Genomic DNA, 16,407 nt, shown 5'->3' with positions numbered 1-16,407 from the left:
TATAACGTATGAGTCACACAAATGCGAACGCGCCTATTTATCGAATAAATATCTTGATTAGCGAATAATTTAAAATCGCTTGCCAATGATTGGATCGATGGTTTAGTCAATCGGAGCAAGCAAATCTAGTAAAGCCGTTACGCTACTAGATTGGGTGAGTTTTGGATTAATGACCACGCCCAAATAGCGCTGCAATTCGATATTATCGGCCATATCGATACGTTCTAAATCTTGACTGATCATGGTTTGCGGCAGTACCGACCAGCCAAGTCCCACAGATACCAACATCCGAATAGATTCTAATGGGTTGGTGCTCATAGTGGCATAAGGCTTTAGATTGTGTTTGGCAAATTCCGCTAAGGTGATTTGGCTAGTAAAGGTATTGGCAGACGGTAAGATAGCAGGGTAGCGCGCCAATTGCTCGAGCGTCACATTGGACTTGGTCGCCAAAGGTGATAACGTACCGGTCATAAAGTAAAGCGGATCTGACCACAAGGTATGATAGGTTAAGCGTTTATCATAAACGGGTGGCAAGGTTAAAAATGCGAGTGACAAATCGCCATCGAGCACGGCTTTATGAGCGGTTTCTGAATCGACAAAATGCACTTCTAGCTGCACTGCAGGATAAGCTTGGATAAAATGCTTGAGTACTGGGGCTAAGTGATGCAAACCAATATGGTGGCTAGTGCCGATAACAAGTTTGCCCGAGACAATATGCTGCGAATGCTGGAGATTGATTTTAAAATTCTCATAATCTTCAAGCCAGCGTTTGGCATGAGGCAACATCTCACTTGCCGCTTGCGTCGGGACAATACCGCGCCCGACGGTATCAAATAGGGTGATGTTAAATTCGTCTTCTAAGTTTTTAATACGTTTACTGACCGCAGGCTGAGTGATAAACAGCTTTTCTGCGGCACCTGAAATGCTGCCTGTTTGCATAACCGTGACAAATGTCGTTAAATTTGTGGTATTCACACCGATGTCCTTAGCTAGTAGCGAGCTATAAATAAAAGTTGGCTGGCCTAATCAAAATGAATTAGAAATAAAAGTTTGTGACTATGTAAAAATCATCAATTATTATTATAGGATTAGCCTGCTATAATCACAAGACATCAAGACGTATTGTGACATATTTATTCTGTTAAGCGCATTTTTGGCAGCGTATTGCTTGTTTTACCAAGCTTGTAGCACTATGAATAGTCATTATTATAAAATATTTGCCTTTATAAAATCTCTGGTTAATTAAATATTAGATGTAAACAGCAACTTAAAGTGCGCCAGCAAATAGATTAAGTCATACCTTCATTAGTAAAGTAATAAGTCATTTAGTCATTAGTAAATAAAAGGATAGCAACATGGCCGGTCAAACGTTATATGACAAACTTTGGAATGCTCACGAAGTCAGCAAGCGTGACGATGGTTCGAGCCTGATTTATATCGACCGCCATTTGCTGCACGAAGTGACAAGTCCGCAAGCCTTTGAAGGTTTAGAGCTTGCCAATCGGGAGCCGTGGCGTCTGTCGGCTAATATCGCAAGCCCCGACCACAACGTGCCAACAGTGTCCAAAGAGCGCTTAGAGGGTGTGTCTGGTATTAAAGACAAAGTATCGCGTCTGCAAGTGCTGACCTTGGATGAAAACTGTAGCAAGTTTGATATTGCTGAATTCACCATTAATGATGCGCGTCAAGGTATTTTGCACGTGGTCGGTCCTGAGCAAGGTTTGGTCTTGCCTGGTATGACGGTGGTTTGTGGTGATTCACATACCGCTACTCATGGCGCCCTTGGCTGCTTAGCGCATGGTATTGGCACCTCAGAAGTTGAGCATGTACTAGCCACCCAGTGTTTGATTCAAAAGAAATCAAAAAACATGCAAATCCGAGTCACCGGTAAGCTTGGCGCTGGCGTGACCTCAAAAGATGTGGTACTTGCTATCATTGCCAAAATTGGCACGGCTGGCGGCACAGGGTACGCCATTGAGTTTGCAGGGCAAGTATTTGAAGACATGAGCATGGAAGGTCGTATGACCGTCTGTAACATGGCAATTGAAGCGGGTGCACGCGTCGGCATGGTGGCGGTCGATGATACGACGATTGACTATGTCAAAGGTCGTCCTTATGCGCCAACCGAGGAGCAGTGGGAGCAAGCCGAAGCTTATTGGCGCACCCTGTATTCAGATAATGATGCGGTATTTGATAGCGTGATTGAGTTGGATGGTAGTGAGATAGCGCCGCAGGTTTCTTGGGGCACCTCACCTGAGATGGTTGTGGATATTACCCAGTCGGTTCCAACGCCTGACCAAGCGGCTGATGAAGCGCAAGAAGAAGGTTGGTTACGCGCTTATACTTATATGGGTTTAGACGCTGGGCAAAAAATTACTGATATTCAGCTTGATCGTATTTTTATTGGCTCATGCACCAACTCACGTATCGAAGATTTACGGGATGCCGCAGCAGTGATTAAAGGCCGTAAGGTTGCTGATAATATTAAAGAAGCGATCGTGGTAGCAGGTTCTGGGCAAGTGAAACTGCAGGCAGAAGCAGAAGGTTTGGATGCCTTATTTACGGATGCAGGTTTTGAATGGCGCGAGCCGGGTTGCTCGATGTGTTTGGCGATGAATGCCGATAAGCTTGAGCCCGGGGAGCATTGTGCCTCAACCTCTAACCGTAACTTTGAGGGTCGTCAGGGGAATGGCGGTCGTACGCATTTGGTCAGCCCAGCGATGGCAGCAGCAGCAGCATTGGCAGGTCACTTTGTCGATGTGCGCACGTTTTAACTTTTGATTCTGTGCTTTATTTATCAATAATAAATATATTTGATAGGAAATCTTATGCAAGCTTATAACACCCAAACGGGTATCGTTTGTCCGCTCGATCGCGCAAACGTCGATACCGACCAAATTATCGCCAAACAGTTTTTAAAGTCTATTAAACGTACCGGTTTTGGCGTCAATCTATTTGACGACTGGCGTTATCTTGACGAAGGCTATCCGGGTCAAGACAGTAGCACTCGCGTGATTAATCCAGATTTCGTCCTAAATCAGCCGCGTTATCAAGGTGCAACCATTTTGCTGGCACGTAGAAACTTTGGCTGTGGCTCAAGCCGTGAGCATGCGCCTTGGGCACTTTCAGAATATGGCTTTCGCACGATTATTGCACCAAGTTTTGCCGATATTTTTTATAACAACTGCTTTAAAAACGGCATGCTCCCAATCGTTTTAGATGAAGCCATTGTCGATACTTTGATGAAAGCGACGCTCGCCAATGAAGGCTATGAATTAACTGCCGATCTTGAGCGCCAAGTGGTCATCACCCCAACCGGAGAAAAGTACGCTTTTGAGGTCGATGAGTTTCGTAAGCATTGTTTGCTCAATGGTCTTGACGATATCGGGCTGACTTTGCAGCAAAGCGATGCTATCAAAGAATATGAGCATAAGATGATGCAAAAAACACCTTGGATATTCAATGAGGTTAGAGCTTAGTCTTTGATAAAAACGCTTCATATGAACATTTTAATCGACATAAAAAAGAGCTCAGCGCTAATACAGCGTTGAGTTATGGGCATTAAGTGGCTAAAATGAATGGCAATCTATTTTTTACCTTATTGTATTTTCTTCCTTATAAATAGTAGACGCCATTATGAATAAAACACGTTTTGCTGTATGGACAGGCACGGCTCTTGCCGCAAGCTTATTATTATCTGGCTGTCAATTGTTGACGGGCTATCAGCAGATAGACTCGGCAGAGAATGCCAAAGCGTGGACAGGCAAAATAAAACCCGTCGCTGGTGAAGTAAATATCGCCTGCGTGGGAACGTATCATTGTGAAATAGCGCGCATTGATCAGACACGCATTATAAGCAGTGAGACTCATGAGCCGATCAATCCCACTATGCTAGTCAAGACACAAGAGGCAAATGGCAAAAGTCGTGCCGGCAATAAGCAGGTCTCCGTGCCCATTGCGATGGATATGACACCGCTGAGCCATAAAAACGCCATTAAAATTGTTCCCTTAACTGCGTCTGCTATGCCTGGGCTTACCAATTATTATGCGCGAGTCACACCTGCGAAGCGCGAAGTGCAGATTAATTTTTATCCAGAAAATAATTTGGGCTACGTTGAGCGTTTTGCGATGATTCACGACTTTATGGAAGAAGGTACGTATCAGCTGCGTGCTTACCAAAAAAAATCTGGCGCAAATTCAGGTAGCTTGTTAGAAACGGCTTCTCCAGAGCCATTGTGTGTCGATCTTTATCAAGGCAACAGCGTAAAGCGCCGTTTTTGTAAAGAGATGGGGGCTGAGCACCAAGGAGAGTTTGTAGAAACTCGTGTGGTTAAGGCAGCGCCCGCTCAAACGCCATCAGCAGCGAAAAATAAAGTGAAAACCAAAGCTGGATAGATAAAGTTAGATACAAGTAATTATTAAATATTGACGATAGACCCTGACTTCTTGCGCAGCCCATTGCCCAAGAAGTCGTTTTTTAACAGGCTATATAAGCCTGCTAGCAATACTATAACTAGCAATACCATAAACAACAACTTACTTCCCCATTTACCCACAAGGATTAATATGGCAACGATTTTAACATTAGCAGGCGATGGCATCGGCCCTGAAATCATGACTCAAGCCATTGATGTGCTAAATGCTGTCAATGATAAGTTCGCTTTAGGTTTGACCCTAGAATCTGGATTAATTGGCGGTGTGGCGGTTGATGCAACGGGTGAACCGCTACCAGAAGAAACGCTTCAACGTGCGCGCGCAGCAGATGCTGTGTTACTAGGTGCTGTGGGTGGTCCTAAATGGGATGCTATCGAACGTAGCAAACGTCCTGAACGTGGTCTGCTGAAAATTCGTAGCGAGCTTGGTTTGTTTGCCAATCTGCGTGTGGCTAAACTTTATCCGCAGCTTGCTAATGCTTCAAGCATCAAGCCTGAAATTATCTCAGGTTTGGACTTGTTAATCGTTCGAGAATTGACTGGCGGTATTTATTTTGGTGAGCCGCGCGGTATTCGTACCCTAGAAAATGGCGAGCAGCAAGGCTATAACACCATGGTTTATAGCACCAGTGAAATTCAGCGTATCGGTAAAGTTGCTTTTGAGTTGGCAAAAACCCGCGCACAAGCAGCCGGTACGCCCGCCAAGGTTTGCTCAATCGATAAAGCCAATGTCTTAGAAGTCACCGAGCTGTGGAAGCAGACGATGATTGAGATGCAGGAAGCGGATTATAATGACGTAGCGTTATCGCATATGTACGCGGACAATGCTTGTATGCAGCTGATTAAAGATCCTAAACAGTTTGATGTCATGGTCACGGGCAACATGTTTGGTGATATTTTATCTGATGAAGCAGCCATGCTGACCGGCTCTATCGGCATGCTGCCATCGGCGAGCCTTGATGAGGCAGGTAAAGGTATGTATGAGCCTTGCCATGGTTCAGCGCCTGATATCGCCGGTCAAGATAAAGCCAATCCATTGGCGACTATTTTATCGGTGGCGATGATGCTGCGTTATACCTTTAAACAAGAAACCGCGGCACAAGCGATTGAGCAAGCGGTCAGTGAAGTGCTTGACGATGGCTTACGTACCATTGATATTCTCGATCGTAGTGAGACGGGGCTTAAACAAGTAGGCTGTAAAGAGATGGGGCAGGCGGTTTTGGCAAAATTGGCCTAATGAATACCGCTTTAATAGAAGCTGATATTTCTACATCCTAATTAGTTCTAAATCATAAGAGTAATATCCCCATAATTTGCTAAGCAAGTTATGGGTTTTTTTATGCCTATACGGCGCATTTATGGAAGGTAACACACTTACTCAAATAGTCGCAAAAAAAGCCTTTTTTTAACACAGCTACCGCAGGATATAGGTTTAATTAACACAAAGCTGTTATATCCTCACACGCCGATCTGTCACTATAAATAGCTCATTAGCCTATTAAAGTAGAGATTGTTTATCTGCACTATTTTTGTCTGACATCATAATAATTTAAAAACCATTAAGCTCTAAATAAAATATTTATAAACAAAGGGTCTTGATAGGCAATTTTTCATTAAATTCTAATAAGAACAATACCAATAAAAATTCTAGGAGTTTTACATGTATCAAGTAACAAAAATTACTAGCGCATTAGCAGCACTGGGTTTATCGGCGGCTTTAGTGATGAGTCCAAGCTTTGCTGCCACTGACCATACTAAAACTGACAATAATAAAGATATTAGCCCAGTAACCAACGGCGTCAGTCAAAAAGTTGCCAGTAATAGTAAAGCAGCGACGTCATTAAATAAGTACTTACCAACGATTAAATATACAACTGAAAATCTGCCAGTGCAGGCGCAAAAGGTAAATAGTGCTACTTGGAAACAAGGAATGAAGAGAGATCGTGATACTACTACCAAGCTGCAAGCTCTATTAAACTGGAACCAAAATGGCGTAGGTGCAGTTGATGGATATTGGGGTAAGAACACCATCAAAGCCATGCAAGCGTTTCAAAAAGCCAATGGCTTGACGGTAACGGATACTTTAAATAACGAGACTTGGCAAGCATTGACTAAAAACGAAAAGCTAACGACGCAGCCAGTATTGGTTCGTTATCAGCTGAGCGAAGATGACGTTAATATCAAAACCACCACCATTCCCGCTGGCGCAGAAGCCAAAGCCAAGCTCGATGGCATGTATTATGAAAGCGTAACGGAAGGCTTAGCAGAAAAGTTCCATATGAGCGAAAAATATCTTAAAGCGCTCAATCCTAATGCTAAATTCAGCGCCGGCGAAACCATTACTGTTTATAACCCGGGCAATCCAAATACCAAATCTGTGAGCCGTGTCGTTGCTGATAAAGCAACCGAAACGTTATATGCTTATGACGATAAAGACAACTTAATTGCTAGCTATCCGACTACTGTGGGCAGTACTGCAACGCCCTCACCAACAGGTACGCATACGGTAGAAGTAAAAGTGCATGAGCCTAACTATACCTATACGGGTGACGATGGCAGTAAGTCTATCATTCCGCCAGGCCCAAACAATCCGGTCGGTTTGGTATGGATAGGGCTGAGTAAGCCTTCTTACGGTATTCATGGCTCGCCAGATCCTGCGCGTATTAGCCGTCAAGCATCGGCTGGCTGTATCCGCCTGACTAACTGGGATGCTTTAGCTCTGTTAGGTGTGATTCAAGATGGTGCCACGGTCGAGTTTAAATAAGAAGTTGTTATGTATAGAATAATTAGACTTTGAAGCCTACTCCTTAAAATGAAGACAAAAAAATACCGCTACAATAGCGGTATTTTTTTATGGTAAAAGCAAAAAACTGATATTAGAACACTAAAATTCGCTAGGTAATAATGAGTAGGTTAGCAATGTCATTATTATTATCAGTTAAACCACTCAAGCATTTACATCAATGCAGTTATAACCATTTTAGGTAATAAAATTTTAGTTTTTACCACGGTAAGTAATGCGACCTTTTGATAGGTCGTAAGGCGTCATCTCAACCTTAACTTTATCGCCAGTTAAAATGCGGATATAGTGTTTACGCATCTTACCTGAAATGTGCGCAATGATTTCGTGTCCGTTTTCTAGGCGAACTTTAAATAACGTATTTGGAAGGGTGTCGATGACTTCGCCTTCAAATTCAATAATATCGTCTTTTGCCATAATTTTTTATCTATCAATCAATTAAAAATAAGACCATATTATACGCAAGTTAGCGGATTAAAGCAATACAGAACCTGATTTTTACTTGACAGCTTGTAAGTGATATGTATGTCTGTTTGTATTAACGATGTTCGCTCATTATTTAATCAGGCAGGTTAAGCCAAACAGGCGTCAAAGGCGCGTGTGGCAATAACTGTTGAAAGCGTTCAGGATAGTAGGCATTGATAAAATACAGGCCGTCACCAGAAGCGGTCGGCGGAGCAATGCTACGGTCTTTTTTGGCTAAAATATCTAAAAAGGCGGCTGGCGGCAACTCATGTCGGCCGATAGCGTAGAGGGTGCCCATCAGATTGCGCACCATATGATGTAAAAACCCATCCGCTTGAATATCAAAAACGATAAACTGCCCATGCGCAAATAGTCTGGCGTGACTGACATGACGCACAGGCTGATTAGATTGACAAGCGGCTGCACGATAGCTACTAAAATCATGAGTACCGGCAATATCAGCCGCCGCTAATTGCATCGCCGCTAAATCTAGCGGCTCATAAATGTGAGTCACTTGATGATTTAAAATAGCAGGGCGCTGGGCTTGATTAAGAGTGATATAGCGATAACGGCGGGCAATAGCGCCAAAGCGCGCATGAAAGTCAGCGGGCATCGGTTGAATCCAGCGCAGAGCAATATCATCGGGTAATAAGCTATTGATGCCGCGTAGCCAGTTATGGGTAGGGCGATAAGCATGAGTGACAAAATGCGCAATCATATTGCTGGCATGGACGCTTGAATCCGTACGCCCCGCTGCCACCACTTCTACTGGCTCATTGGCGACCTTGCTGATAGCGGTTTCTAACGCTTCTTGGACGCCAAGCACTTCTCGTTGTCGTTGCCAACCATGATAATTTGTACCTAAAAACTCGATGGCAATGGCTAAGGTATAAGTTGCTCGGTCTTCAGTTGCGGTTTCAGCTTTAATGTTGTCATTTTTGATATTTTCGGTCTCAGGTATTGTCATGTTAAAGCTTATAGAGTGATAAACAGTGAATAGTTATTTAGCGTTTTTTGATAGTAGTACCGGCCTGATTGACATTATTTAACCAACGCTGACGCCGTCTGGCCGGGGTATCATAACGCACTAATAGCCATAGCAAGCGCGCATAAATTGCGGGAATGGTTAAGCGGCCGCCGGCAATCACGTGATAATCGTATTGCCAACTGCCCGCCGCATAAGTGTCACTAACGCCGCCAAACGGGCATTGACTGGCACATATCAGCATGTGACCTTTTTCATAAGCCAGTTGCAATGTTTCTGCTAAAGCTGGCGAGTAAGGTACATTACCAGAGCCAAAACCTAATAAAATAATGCCACAAGGCGGCTGTGATAATAAGGCGCGCAGCTGATTGTTTAAAACGTCCGTATCATTTGGCAAACAATATAAAGCGTGAACGCGTGCTTGCTCCGCCCGAGCTTCGATAGTGCTGACCAGTGCTTGCTGATCATCTAGCCAATGCTGGCGGCGGGTATCTGATAAGCTTTTGATATAACTATTGGCCGGATATGCCGCTCGTGAGTGACCGGTAAACGCCATAAAGTCATGGCTATGAATTTTTTGCACGGTTTGTGCAGGCCATGATTCGCCGCCAAAGCTAATCTTCACGCCTGACTCACCAGCTGCCGCCAGTTTTAATGCGTCAGTGAGGTTGTCCCAAGCGTCGCTATGGGTATCAATCGTATAAGCATCCAGCACTTCACTATCGAGTAAGGGGCGCATGCTACCCGTAACGACAACGCAAATATCGCTGCCAGCAAAAGCCTCAGCCAAAAAAGCCCCTAAATAACTCAAGGTATCTGTACCAGTAATTAAAACAAAGCGTTTATGGCCTTGTGCATAAGCCGATAATAACAGCCGATAAAAATGAATAAAATCGTGAGGGGTAAGTTGGCTGCTGTCCTTAATCAGACCGTTATTTAACCAAGATACGGGCGCTAGGTGCGTAGCTGCACTGTGTTCAGCCAATAATTGTTGCAGCGTTGGCAAAAAAATATCTGCTGATAATGGCGCTAATGGACGTCCATAACTGCCAAAAGTGCCGCCAGCATAAATGAGTTGAGTAGGTGTGGAGAGTGTTCTTTTCATAGCAGAAGAGGGCATAGTATGGCCACAATCAGAGAGTATTGGAAAAGGTGATGATAATACGAGTAATTTAGCACGTTAAATAGTAGAAAAGCTAACTGCAAAAAAATCAGCAAGTATTCTTATGCTAATAGAATACTTGCTGATGGAAGAAAATGCTACTTTTTATGCAGTGCGATCTAGGAGTGCTTGCGCTTGACTCTGCTGCTCGCTATTACCTTGGTTAATGACCTCAATCAGTAAACGTTTGGCACTATCATATTCGCCCAATTGCACATATTGACTGGCTAAGTCTAAGGTGACTTGATTGCTGTCTAAGGTTTTAACAAAATCAAAGTCCGCGGCAAAACGTGATGAAAAGTCCTCTGTGGCTTCAATCTCAGTCTCAATAGTAGCGTTATCTAGCGTATCAGTGCTATTGATATCACTACTGACATCATAATCGTTTTCAACTTCAACCGGTGTCGTCGCTGTTGGTGCAGCGGATAAAGACTCGAAGTCAAAATCATCATCAATCAAAGTATTGTCATCGAACCTGTCAGTAGTTGGCGCGTTACTTGAGGCTGCTGTCGCATTCGTTTGTAGGTCAGTCGTATCCACATCTTCGAAACTAATCTCGTCGATGACATTGCTTTCCAAAACACGGTTATTCTCTGATGGATGGTCTTCAAGAACAAAGTTGTCAAATTCATCTAAATCATTCAAGCTATCATCAATAACAGCAGAATTTTCATCTGATGATGATTGTACTTCAACTGGTGTGTCGTTATTATCATCTAAAATATCAAGAGATAAAGCAAAATCATCTTCTAATGAGCTGACGTCTGTCATAGACTCATTATTAAGATTCACATTAGCTTCGCTTGTATCAAGCTCTAAGTCTGCTAAGTCTAAGACAAAATCTTCATCATTTAATGTTATTTCATCATCAGCGTTGTTTAAATCATTTTTAGACAAAGAAGTATTAGTTTCCGACGCAGTATTATCCTGTTCTGCTAAGTCGAAGTCAAAATCCAGCTCACTATCGCTATTGTTGTCATTTGCGCCGCTGACCGTCGATGTTGATAAGCTTTCCTCATCGGCAATATCTAGCTCAATGACAGGTGCGGCACTAGTAGCAGCTGGCTCATCAATATCTTGTTCTAAGTCATCTAAACTTAGGTCAAAATCTTGCGCGCTATTATCAAAATCATTAGAAGTTTCTAATGTACTATCTGATCTAGCGGTTAAATCGTTTTTATATTCTTGACGATTAGCTGCTTGTTCGTTAATACTGGGATCAATGGTTGGCTCGTTATTCTCGATTTTGTTCGCTGGTAAATCAAAATCGATACTTTCAAAGCCAGCGTCTTGATTGTTATCAGCTGGCAACGCACGTTCGGCTGCTTGATTTTGTTCTTCAGTCAGCAATGTTTTTAAGTCATCAGCCTGAGCGATACTTTGGGCATCACCATACATTTTAATAGAATCATAGACTCTGCTAAAGTTATCAGACTCATCTATCGTTGCGTATACTGCTAGTAGTTTAAGAGTTAACTGGCTATCATTTGGTTTTTCAGCGAGACCACGATTGAGAGTTTCAATGGCTTTATCATAGCGCTGTTGCTCCATAAAACGCTGTGCTATCTCAATATGATCAAATCGCTTATCACTATTGACATTAGCTTGAGTAGCGGCACCTTTGATAGCGGTATGTTTTGGTAAAGTCGCTGTTCTGTCTGCTTTTATGCTTGACTGTGCTGGTGGTTTTTGCGCTTTGTTTTTGCGCATGACTAAGACTGCTATTAGTACAATACATACCAATCCAGCGATAATATATAGCATATTGTCCATAGTTACTCCTATACCTACGATCATGGTTTCAGCATACGACACTGATCGGCTAGGCAATTATTGATTGCGTAATTTTTCGAGACGAGCTTGTAACTCCGCCAGTTTTTGGTTTTGTAATTGCAGTTTTTTAGTATAGCTGCCAAGCGTATTGTTGGTCTTTGATAAACGCTGCGCTTGGTCTGCGGTACTTTGTCTTGATGACTTAAGAATATCTAACACATCTGTACTAAGCCCATTGCCCGCTGCCACGCCTTTTTTAGTTTTAGTGCCATCGGCGCTACCCTCATAACCAGGAGCGAGCACGGAAAACTGGGCGGCTGGTAATATCTGCGTTTTTTTGGTTACGGGTTTCTCATTTGCTGCTTTAGGGGCAGGTTTTAGCGCAGCAGATTTTTTGGTAGTAGGTGTATTTGCTTGGCTAGGATACTGCTTTTGAGTACTAATGGCTTCTTGCAACTTCTTCTGTGTTGGCATCACGTCATAATTAGGCAGACTTAACTCGGCATTAGCTTTTAGTTGATCGGCGTTTTTATTAATAAAAGCTTTCGGATTTTGTGCTTGAATCTCACTCATCACGGTTTGAACGTCAAGATTGTTTTTTTCTGCGATTTGCTGGGCAATAACCCATAAGTTATCGTTGCGTTGTACCGTATAGGTAATCTTGGAGTTATTATCATTATTCGCTGCGGTATTTACTAAGCCTAAAAAGCCCGTTTTTATAGAAGGCTCAGTTGTCAGGATATTAGGTTTTGATGCGATTTGGTTTGTGGAAGCATTACTATAAGAAACTTCGCTAGACGGTGCCCTGTTTAAAGGCGCGTTCATAATAGTGTTATTGTCAGCATTGCTTTGAGCAGTTATTCTATTGCTATAAGGCGCTACTGTAGTAGATGCAGTGACCATGACGGCATTATTACTAATATCGTTGTTTTTATTATTCTTAAGCAGTATTTGACGAGTAATTTTTACATTTAGAATATCAAAGATTTGCTCACTCATTGGCGCAGTTTTATTTTTGTCTAAAGCACCAGTTGGGTTTGGCGTAGTGTTTGTCTGCATAGTTGCATTTTTATTTATATGGGCTTTATTTATATCGGTATTATTATTCAAACGATTGACAGGAGAAGTCGTTGCGTTATTTTGTGTCATCGTTCTGACTGGCGATAAACTGGTTGCTGTAAGCGCCTGAATATTACTAACTTGAGATGCCGAGGCTTGGCTGCTCGGTAGTTGAATGCTAGGGGCAGAGGTTTCTATAGCTACTGGCTTTGAAGCCAGCAATTGAGTGGGTGGAGTTTTAGAGACAGGTAATAATGGAGGCGGATTGCCTTTTCTCACTGTTAACGGTTGCGCGCTAGTGGGAGAGACAGTCGGTAGATTAAGTTTATTTGCTGCTGTCACACTATTTTTTGAAGGATTGATGGGCAAACTGCCATCAAGTGGCATAAGCAATGTCTTAGGGATAACGCTACGCTGCCCCCCCCCCATCATTAATGGCTAAAACCACATCAGCAAAAGGCTTAGAAACAGGTTTTGTAGTCGTGATAAGAACGCGTCCACTGGTAGCTGAAGTAGGCTGAAAACGAACCGTCATTGAATCAGTAGGAGTCAAACCCATTTGTTGATAAAGGGTAGGGTCAGCTAAACTTGCGGAGAAATCAGGGGTTTGAATGTCAGTAACAACAATACTGGCTGATAAAGGTTCATGCTGAGCTGAGGTAATGACAGTCTTACCCATGGTAGCCGCTTGGGCGTTAGACATAAGTGCGGCATAACTGACTGAATAAAGCAGCGCCATTGATACTGAGCGATGTATCGTAGTCAAGCGATGAGATAAATGACAAGACATGTGCAGCCCTTTAAAAATAAGTATCAACTATGTTGTTATAACAAAATAGCGTTTAGTTTACCAGTTTATTTCACCGTCGTTATAAACAATATATTTATTGTTTGCTTAATGTTTACGCTTGCGCTTTTATTTTTCTATCAAGTAACATGGCGTCGCCGTAGCTAAAAAATCGATATTGGTTATTAATGGCATGTTGGTAAGCTCGTTCAATCGCGGCTTTACCTGCAAATGCAGACACTAACATGAGCAACGTAGACTTTGGCAAATGAAAATTCGTAAGCAGTTTATCTATCACACCAAATCTAAACCCAGGATAAATAAAAATATCAGTATCACCCGCCCAGCTAGAAAGCGCTTGTCCATTGATCGTTGTTTTTTGATAAGCGGTCTCAAGGACGCGGGTCACTGTCGTGCCTATTGCAATCACCTGTTTGCCATTAGCATGGGTTTGGTTGATGAGGTCGGCGGTAACTTGAGGCAGATGAGCGTATTCGCTATGCATGGTGTGATTGAGTAAGTTGTCGGTTTTGACTGGCGCAAACGTACCAGCTCCTACATGCAAGGTAACAAAAGCAGTATGGATACCTTTAGCAGCCAGCTTATTTAGGACGAGTTCATCAAAATGTAAGCTGGCCGTCGGTGCAGCAACGCTGGCAAGTTTGGCTGGGTCATGAAAAACCGTCTGATAACGGGTATTGTCGGTCGCATCGGCGTGGCGCTCAAAGTAGGGCGGAATAGGCAGCTCACCATAACGCTCTAAATCTGGCAAAATCGGCGCTTCAAAAGCTAAGATAAATAAGTTTTCTTGACGACCTATGACCACAGCCTGCATATGACCATCTGCAATTTCTAGCCGTTGCCCAAGCTTAGGTGCTTTACTGGCTTTAACATGACAAAGGGTAATATGCTCTTGGTTAATGCTCTTGCCATCTGTCGTTTCTAGCTGTAAGACTGTGCTATCTAAATCTGAAATGTTAACCAAACGCTCAATCAGCACTTCGATCTTACCGCCCGTATCTTTTTGCCCAAACAAGCGCGCTTTCATGACTTTGGTGTCATTAAAGACAATTAAATCGCCCGCATTTAGCAGATCGGCTAGCTCAGAGAATTGTTTGTCTATAATCTGGCTGTCACTATTTTTTTGCTGATTGGTGGCTAAATATAGTAATTTTGACGCCGAACGCTGCGCTAAAGGATAACGGGCAATTAAGCTGTCAGGCAGTTCATAATCATAATCATCAACACTTAGATATTCTAAAGTTTCAGCATTTTTATCTAGCATCTTATTAGTGTTTTTAACGCTGCTCTTGTCAAGATTTTTTTCAGCAGTATCGGTGCAAGTCGTATCTAAGTTTACAGGTTGAGAATCAGTCATAGTCAGTCTTTCAGTAGATGGAGATTTTGACGTAATTGTAGCAGAAATGCAGATATGAAAGAACGTTTTCCTCAGCTGCTACCGTTCATATTAAAGCTGAAAATAAATTAAATAGCCTAAGCAGTAATTATTAAATACTTAAAATTTATCTTTATCTCTGCAAGTAAAGTGCCATTATTCAAACAGATCTAACTGTGGCAAAATTTGCGTAGCAGGTATCAATGAAGAAAACGTCACCCCGACAAGCCTGATAGGCAGTAAGCGCGGAATATCTAAAAACAGCTTATCAAGCCAGTAATGGGCAGATTCGGCGCTATCAAAAGCGGTAGACAAGGTATGTGAGCGCGTAACTTGGGTAAAGTCAGCGTATTTTATTTTAAGGGTAATGGTATAGGCGATGAGCTGTTTTTTGCGTAACTGATTAAAGGCATCGGTATTTTGCTCATAGATTTGTCTGCGTAGCTCATCATCATGACTCAAATTATCCCTAAAAGTCGTCTCAGAGCCAACCGACTTGTGCATACGCTGCGATTTAACGGGGCGTTCGTCACGGCCATGAGCGATGTCGTGATAAAACTGACCACGCTTGCCAAACTCATTGACCAATAGCGCAGCGGGCGTGCGTCGCAGGTCAGCGCCATTACTGATACCCATCGCATGCAAGCGCCGAGCAGTCGCTTTACCAATGCCATGAAAGCGCTCAATGGGCAACGCGCTAATAAAGGCGTCGGCATCCGCTGGCGTGATAACTGCCGTACCATTAGGTTTGTTAATATCAGAGGCAATCTTGGCGAGCATTTTATTAAACGAAACGCCTGCAGAGGCATTAAGCCCCGTCTGCACTAAAATCTGTGCCCGCAGCCAATTTGCCATTAGCGTGGCTGAGCCTTGATGTACGCTTAATCCTGTCACATCAAGATAGGCTTCATCTAACGATAATGGTTCAACCTGCGGGGTTAAACTATGCATAATGCGGCGAATATCTTGACTGACCGCGCGGTAGACATCAAAACGCGGCTGCACAAATATGACATCTGGGCAACGTTTACGCGCCTCATAACACGACATGGCGGAGCGTACACCAAACTGACGCACCTCATAGCTTGCCGCCGCAACCACGCCGCGACCATTTGGATCCCCACCAACGACTAACGGCTTGCCGCGCAGTTCAGGAAAGTCGCGTTGTTCCACACTGGCATAAAAAGCATCCATATCGATATGAATAATTTTACGAGGGGTAGGTTGAATAAGAGCGGTCATAACCACTATTTTACCTGATTTTATTATGAGTTTTAGCCTCTATTGCTAATAGAAATTATAAAAGACTGAGCTTGATTTTGGGCTCATTATTTTACTTATCCTTGAATAAAGCGCATCTTGTAGAAAAGTATAAATTTATACCGCTCGTCCTTAAATACCTACCGTCTGTCGGGAATATTGCTTTTTTATGTTACAGTTCTGCTACTAAAGTTATACACTAGAGTTTCTAGAAGAAATCGGAAGTTGTTGACTAATTTAACGACCTACGCTGTATTTTTTTAATAAAATAACCCCACTCTCAACTT

Annotated in this window: 14 protein-coding genes; 5 read left to right on the top strand and 9 right to left on the bottom strand. The window is 42.9% G+C overall.

The genetic code is table 11. From position 1 onward, the window contains the following. Positions 1-102 precede the first annotated feature (102 nt). The gene (locus tag AB8P72_RS08610) at positions 103-975 is read right to left on the bottom strand and encodes a LysR family transcriptional regulator (protein ID WP_068407658.1); all 873 of its coding nucleotides are present in this window, start codon (positions 973-975) and stop codon (positions 103-105) included. Between the two features lie 380 nt (positions 976-1,355). Between AB8P72_RS08610 and leuC the strand changes: the two genes are divergently transcribed. From leuC to AB8P72_RS08585, 5 genes are all read left to right on the top strand, one after another. Beyond that, the gene (gene leuC, locus AB8P72_RS08605) at positions 1,356-2,774 is read left to right on the top strand and encodes a 3-isopropylmalate dehydratase large subunit (protein ID WP_193030869.1); all 1,419 of its coding nucleotides are present in this window, start codon (positions 1,356-1,358) and stop codon (positions 2,772-2,774) included. A 54-nt stretch (positions 2,775-2,828) separates the two neighbouring features. After that, positions 2,829-3,479, top strand: a complete 651-nt coding sequence (gene leuD, locus AB8P72_RS08600) for a 3-isopropylmalate dehydratase small subunit (protein ID WP_102077110.1) — start codon at positions 2,829-2,831, stop codon at positions 3,477-3,479. Between the two features lie 157 nt (positions 3,480-3,636). Next, complete coding sequence (locus tag AB8P72_RS08595) at positions 3,637-4,395, top strand: hypothetical protein (RefSeq protein WP_102077109.1); 759 nt, start codon at positions 3,637-3,639, stop codon at positions 4,393-4,395. Positions 4,396-4,566: 171 nt separating this feature from the next. Further along, complete coding sequence (leuB, locus tag AB8P72_RS08590) at positions 4,567-5,670, top strand: 3-isopropylmalate dehydrogenase (RefSeq protein WP_102077108.1); 1,104 nt, start codon at positions 4,567-4,569, stop codon at positions 5,668-5,670. 423 nt (positions 5,671-6,093) lie between these two features. Further along, the gene (locus AB8P72_RS08585) at positions 6,094-7,197 is read left to right on the top strand and encodes a L,D-transpeptidase family protein (RefSeq protein WP_102077107.1); all 1,104 of its coding nucleotides are present in this window, start codon (positions 6,094-6,096) and stop codon (positions 7,195-7,197) included. Between the two features lie 231 nt (positions 7,198-7,428). On the opposite strand, the gene infA is transcribed toward AB8P72_RS08585, so the two are convergent. The 8 genes from infA to dinB all read right to left on the bottom strand — a co-directional run bounded on the left by infA (position 7,429) and on the right by dinB (position 16,102). Further along, positions 7,429-7,650: a translation initiation factor IF-1 gene (infA, locus tag AB8P72_RS08580; protein ID WP_021814850.1), complete on the bottom strand. Its 222-nt coding sequence runs from the start codon at positions 7,648-7,650 to the stop codon at positions 7,429-7,431. A 142-nt stretch (positions 7,651-7,792) separates the two neighbouring features. Beyond that, on the bottom strand, positions 7,793-8,665 hold the full coding sequence (truA, locus tag AB8P72_RS08575; RefSeq protein ID WP_226928824.1) for a tRNA pseudouridine(38-40) synthase TruA: 873 nt from the start codon (positions 8,663-8,665) through the stop codon (positions 7,793-7,795). Between the two features lie 37 nt (positions 8,666-8,702). After that, entirely contained in the window at positions 8,703-9,803 is a 1,101-nt protein-coding gene (locus AB8P72_RS08570) for an asparaginase (protein WP_198329073.1), read from the bottom strand. Between the two features lie 147 nt (positions 9,804-9,950). Further along, entirely contained in the window at positions 9,951-11,618 is a 1,668-nt protein-coding gene (locus AB8P72_RS08565) for a FimV/HubP family polar landmark protein (RefSeq protein WP_193030864.1), read from the bottom strand. A gap of 57 nt (positions 11,619-11,675) precedes the next feature. Further along, on the bottom strand, positions 11,676-13,064 hold the full coding sequence (locus AB8P72_RS08560) for a peptigoglycan-binding protein LysM (RefSeq protein WP_313493682.1): 1,389 nt from the start codon (positions 13,062-13,064) through the stop codon (positions 11,676-11,678). A 22-nt stretch (positions 13,065-13,086) separates the two neighbouring features. Continuing rightward, complete coding sequence (locus AB8P72_RS08555) at positions 13,087-13,467, bottom strand: FimV family protein (protein ID WP_369957614.1); 381 nt, start codon at positions 13,465-13,467, stop codon at positions 13,087-13,089. Positions 13,468-13,579: 112 nt separating this feature from the next. Beyond that, positions 13,580-14,842, bottom strand: a complete 1,263-nt coding sequence (gene queA, locus AB8P72_RS08550; RefSeq protein WP_193030862.1) for a tRNA preQ1(34) S-adenosylmethionine ribosyltransferase-isomerase QueA — start codon at positions 14,840-14,842, stop codon at positions 13,580-13,582. Positions 14,843-15,016: 174 nt separating this feature from the next. Continuing rightward, positions 15,017-16,102 (bottom strand): DNA polymerase IV, encoded by a 1,086-nt coding sequence (gene dinB, locus AB8P72_RS08545; RefSeq protein WP_369957613.1) that lies wholly within the window; start codon positions 16,100-16,102, stop codon positions 15,017-15,019. Positions 16,103-16,407 lie beyond the last annotated feature (305 nt).

This window comes from Psychrobacter sp. CLB018, assembly GCF_041222815.1.
Classification (GTDB): domain Bacteria; phylum Pseudomonadota; class Gammaproteobacteria; order Pseudomonadales; family Moraxellaceae; genus Psychrobacter; species Psychrobacter faecalis.
The sequence above is the reverse complement of the archived record's forward strand: the minus strand, read 5'-3'. Positions and strand labels throughout refer to the sequence as shown.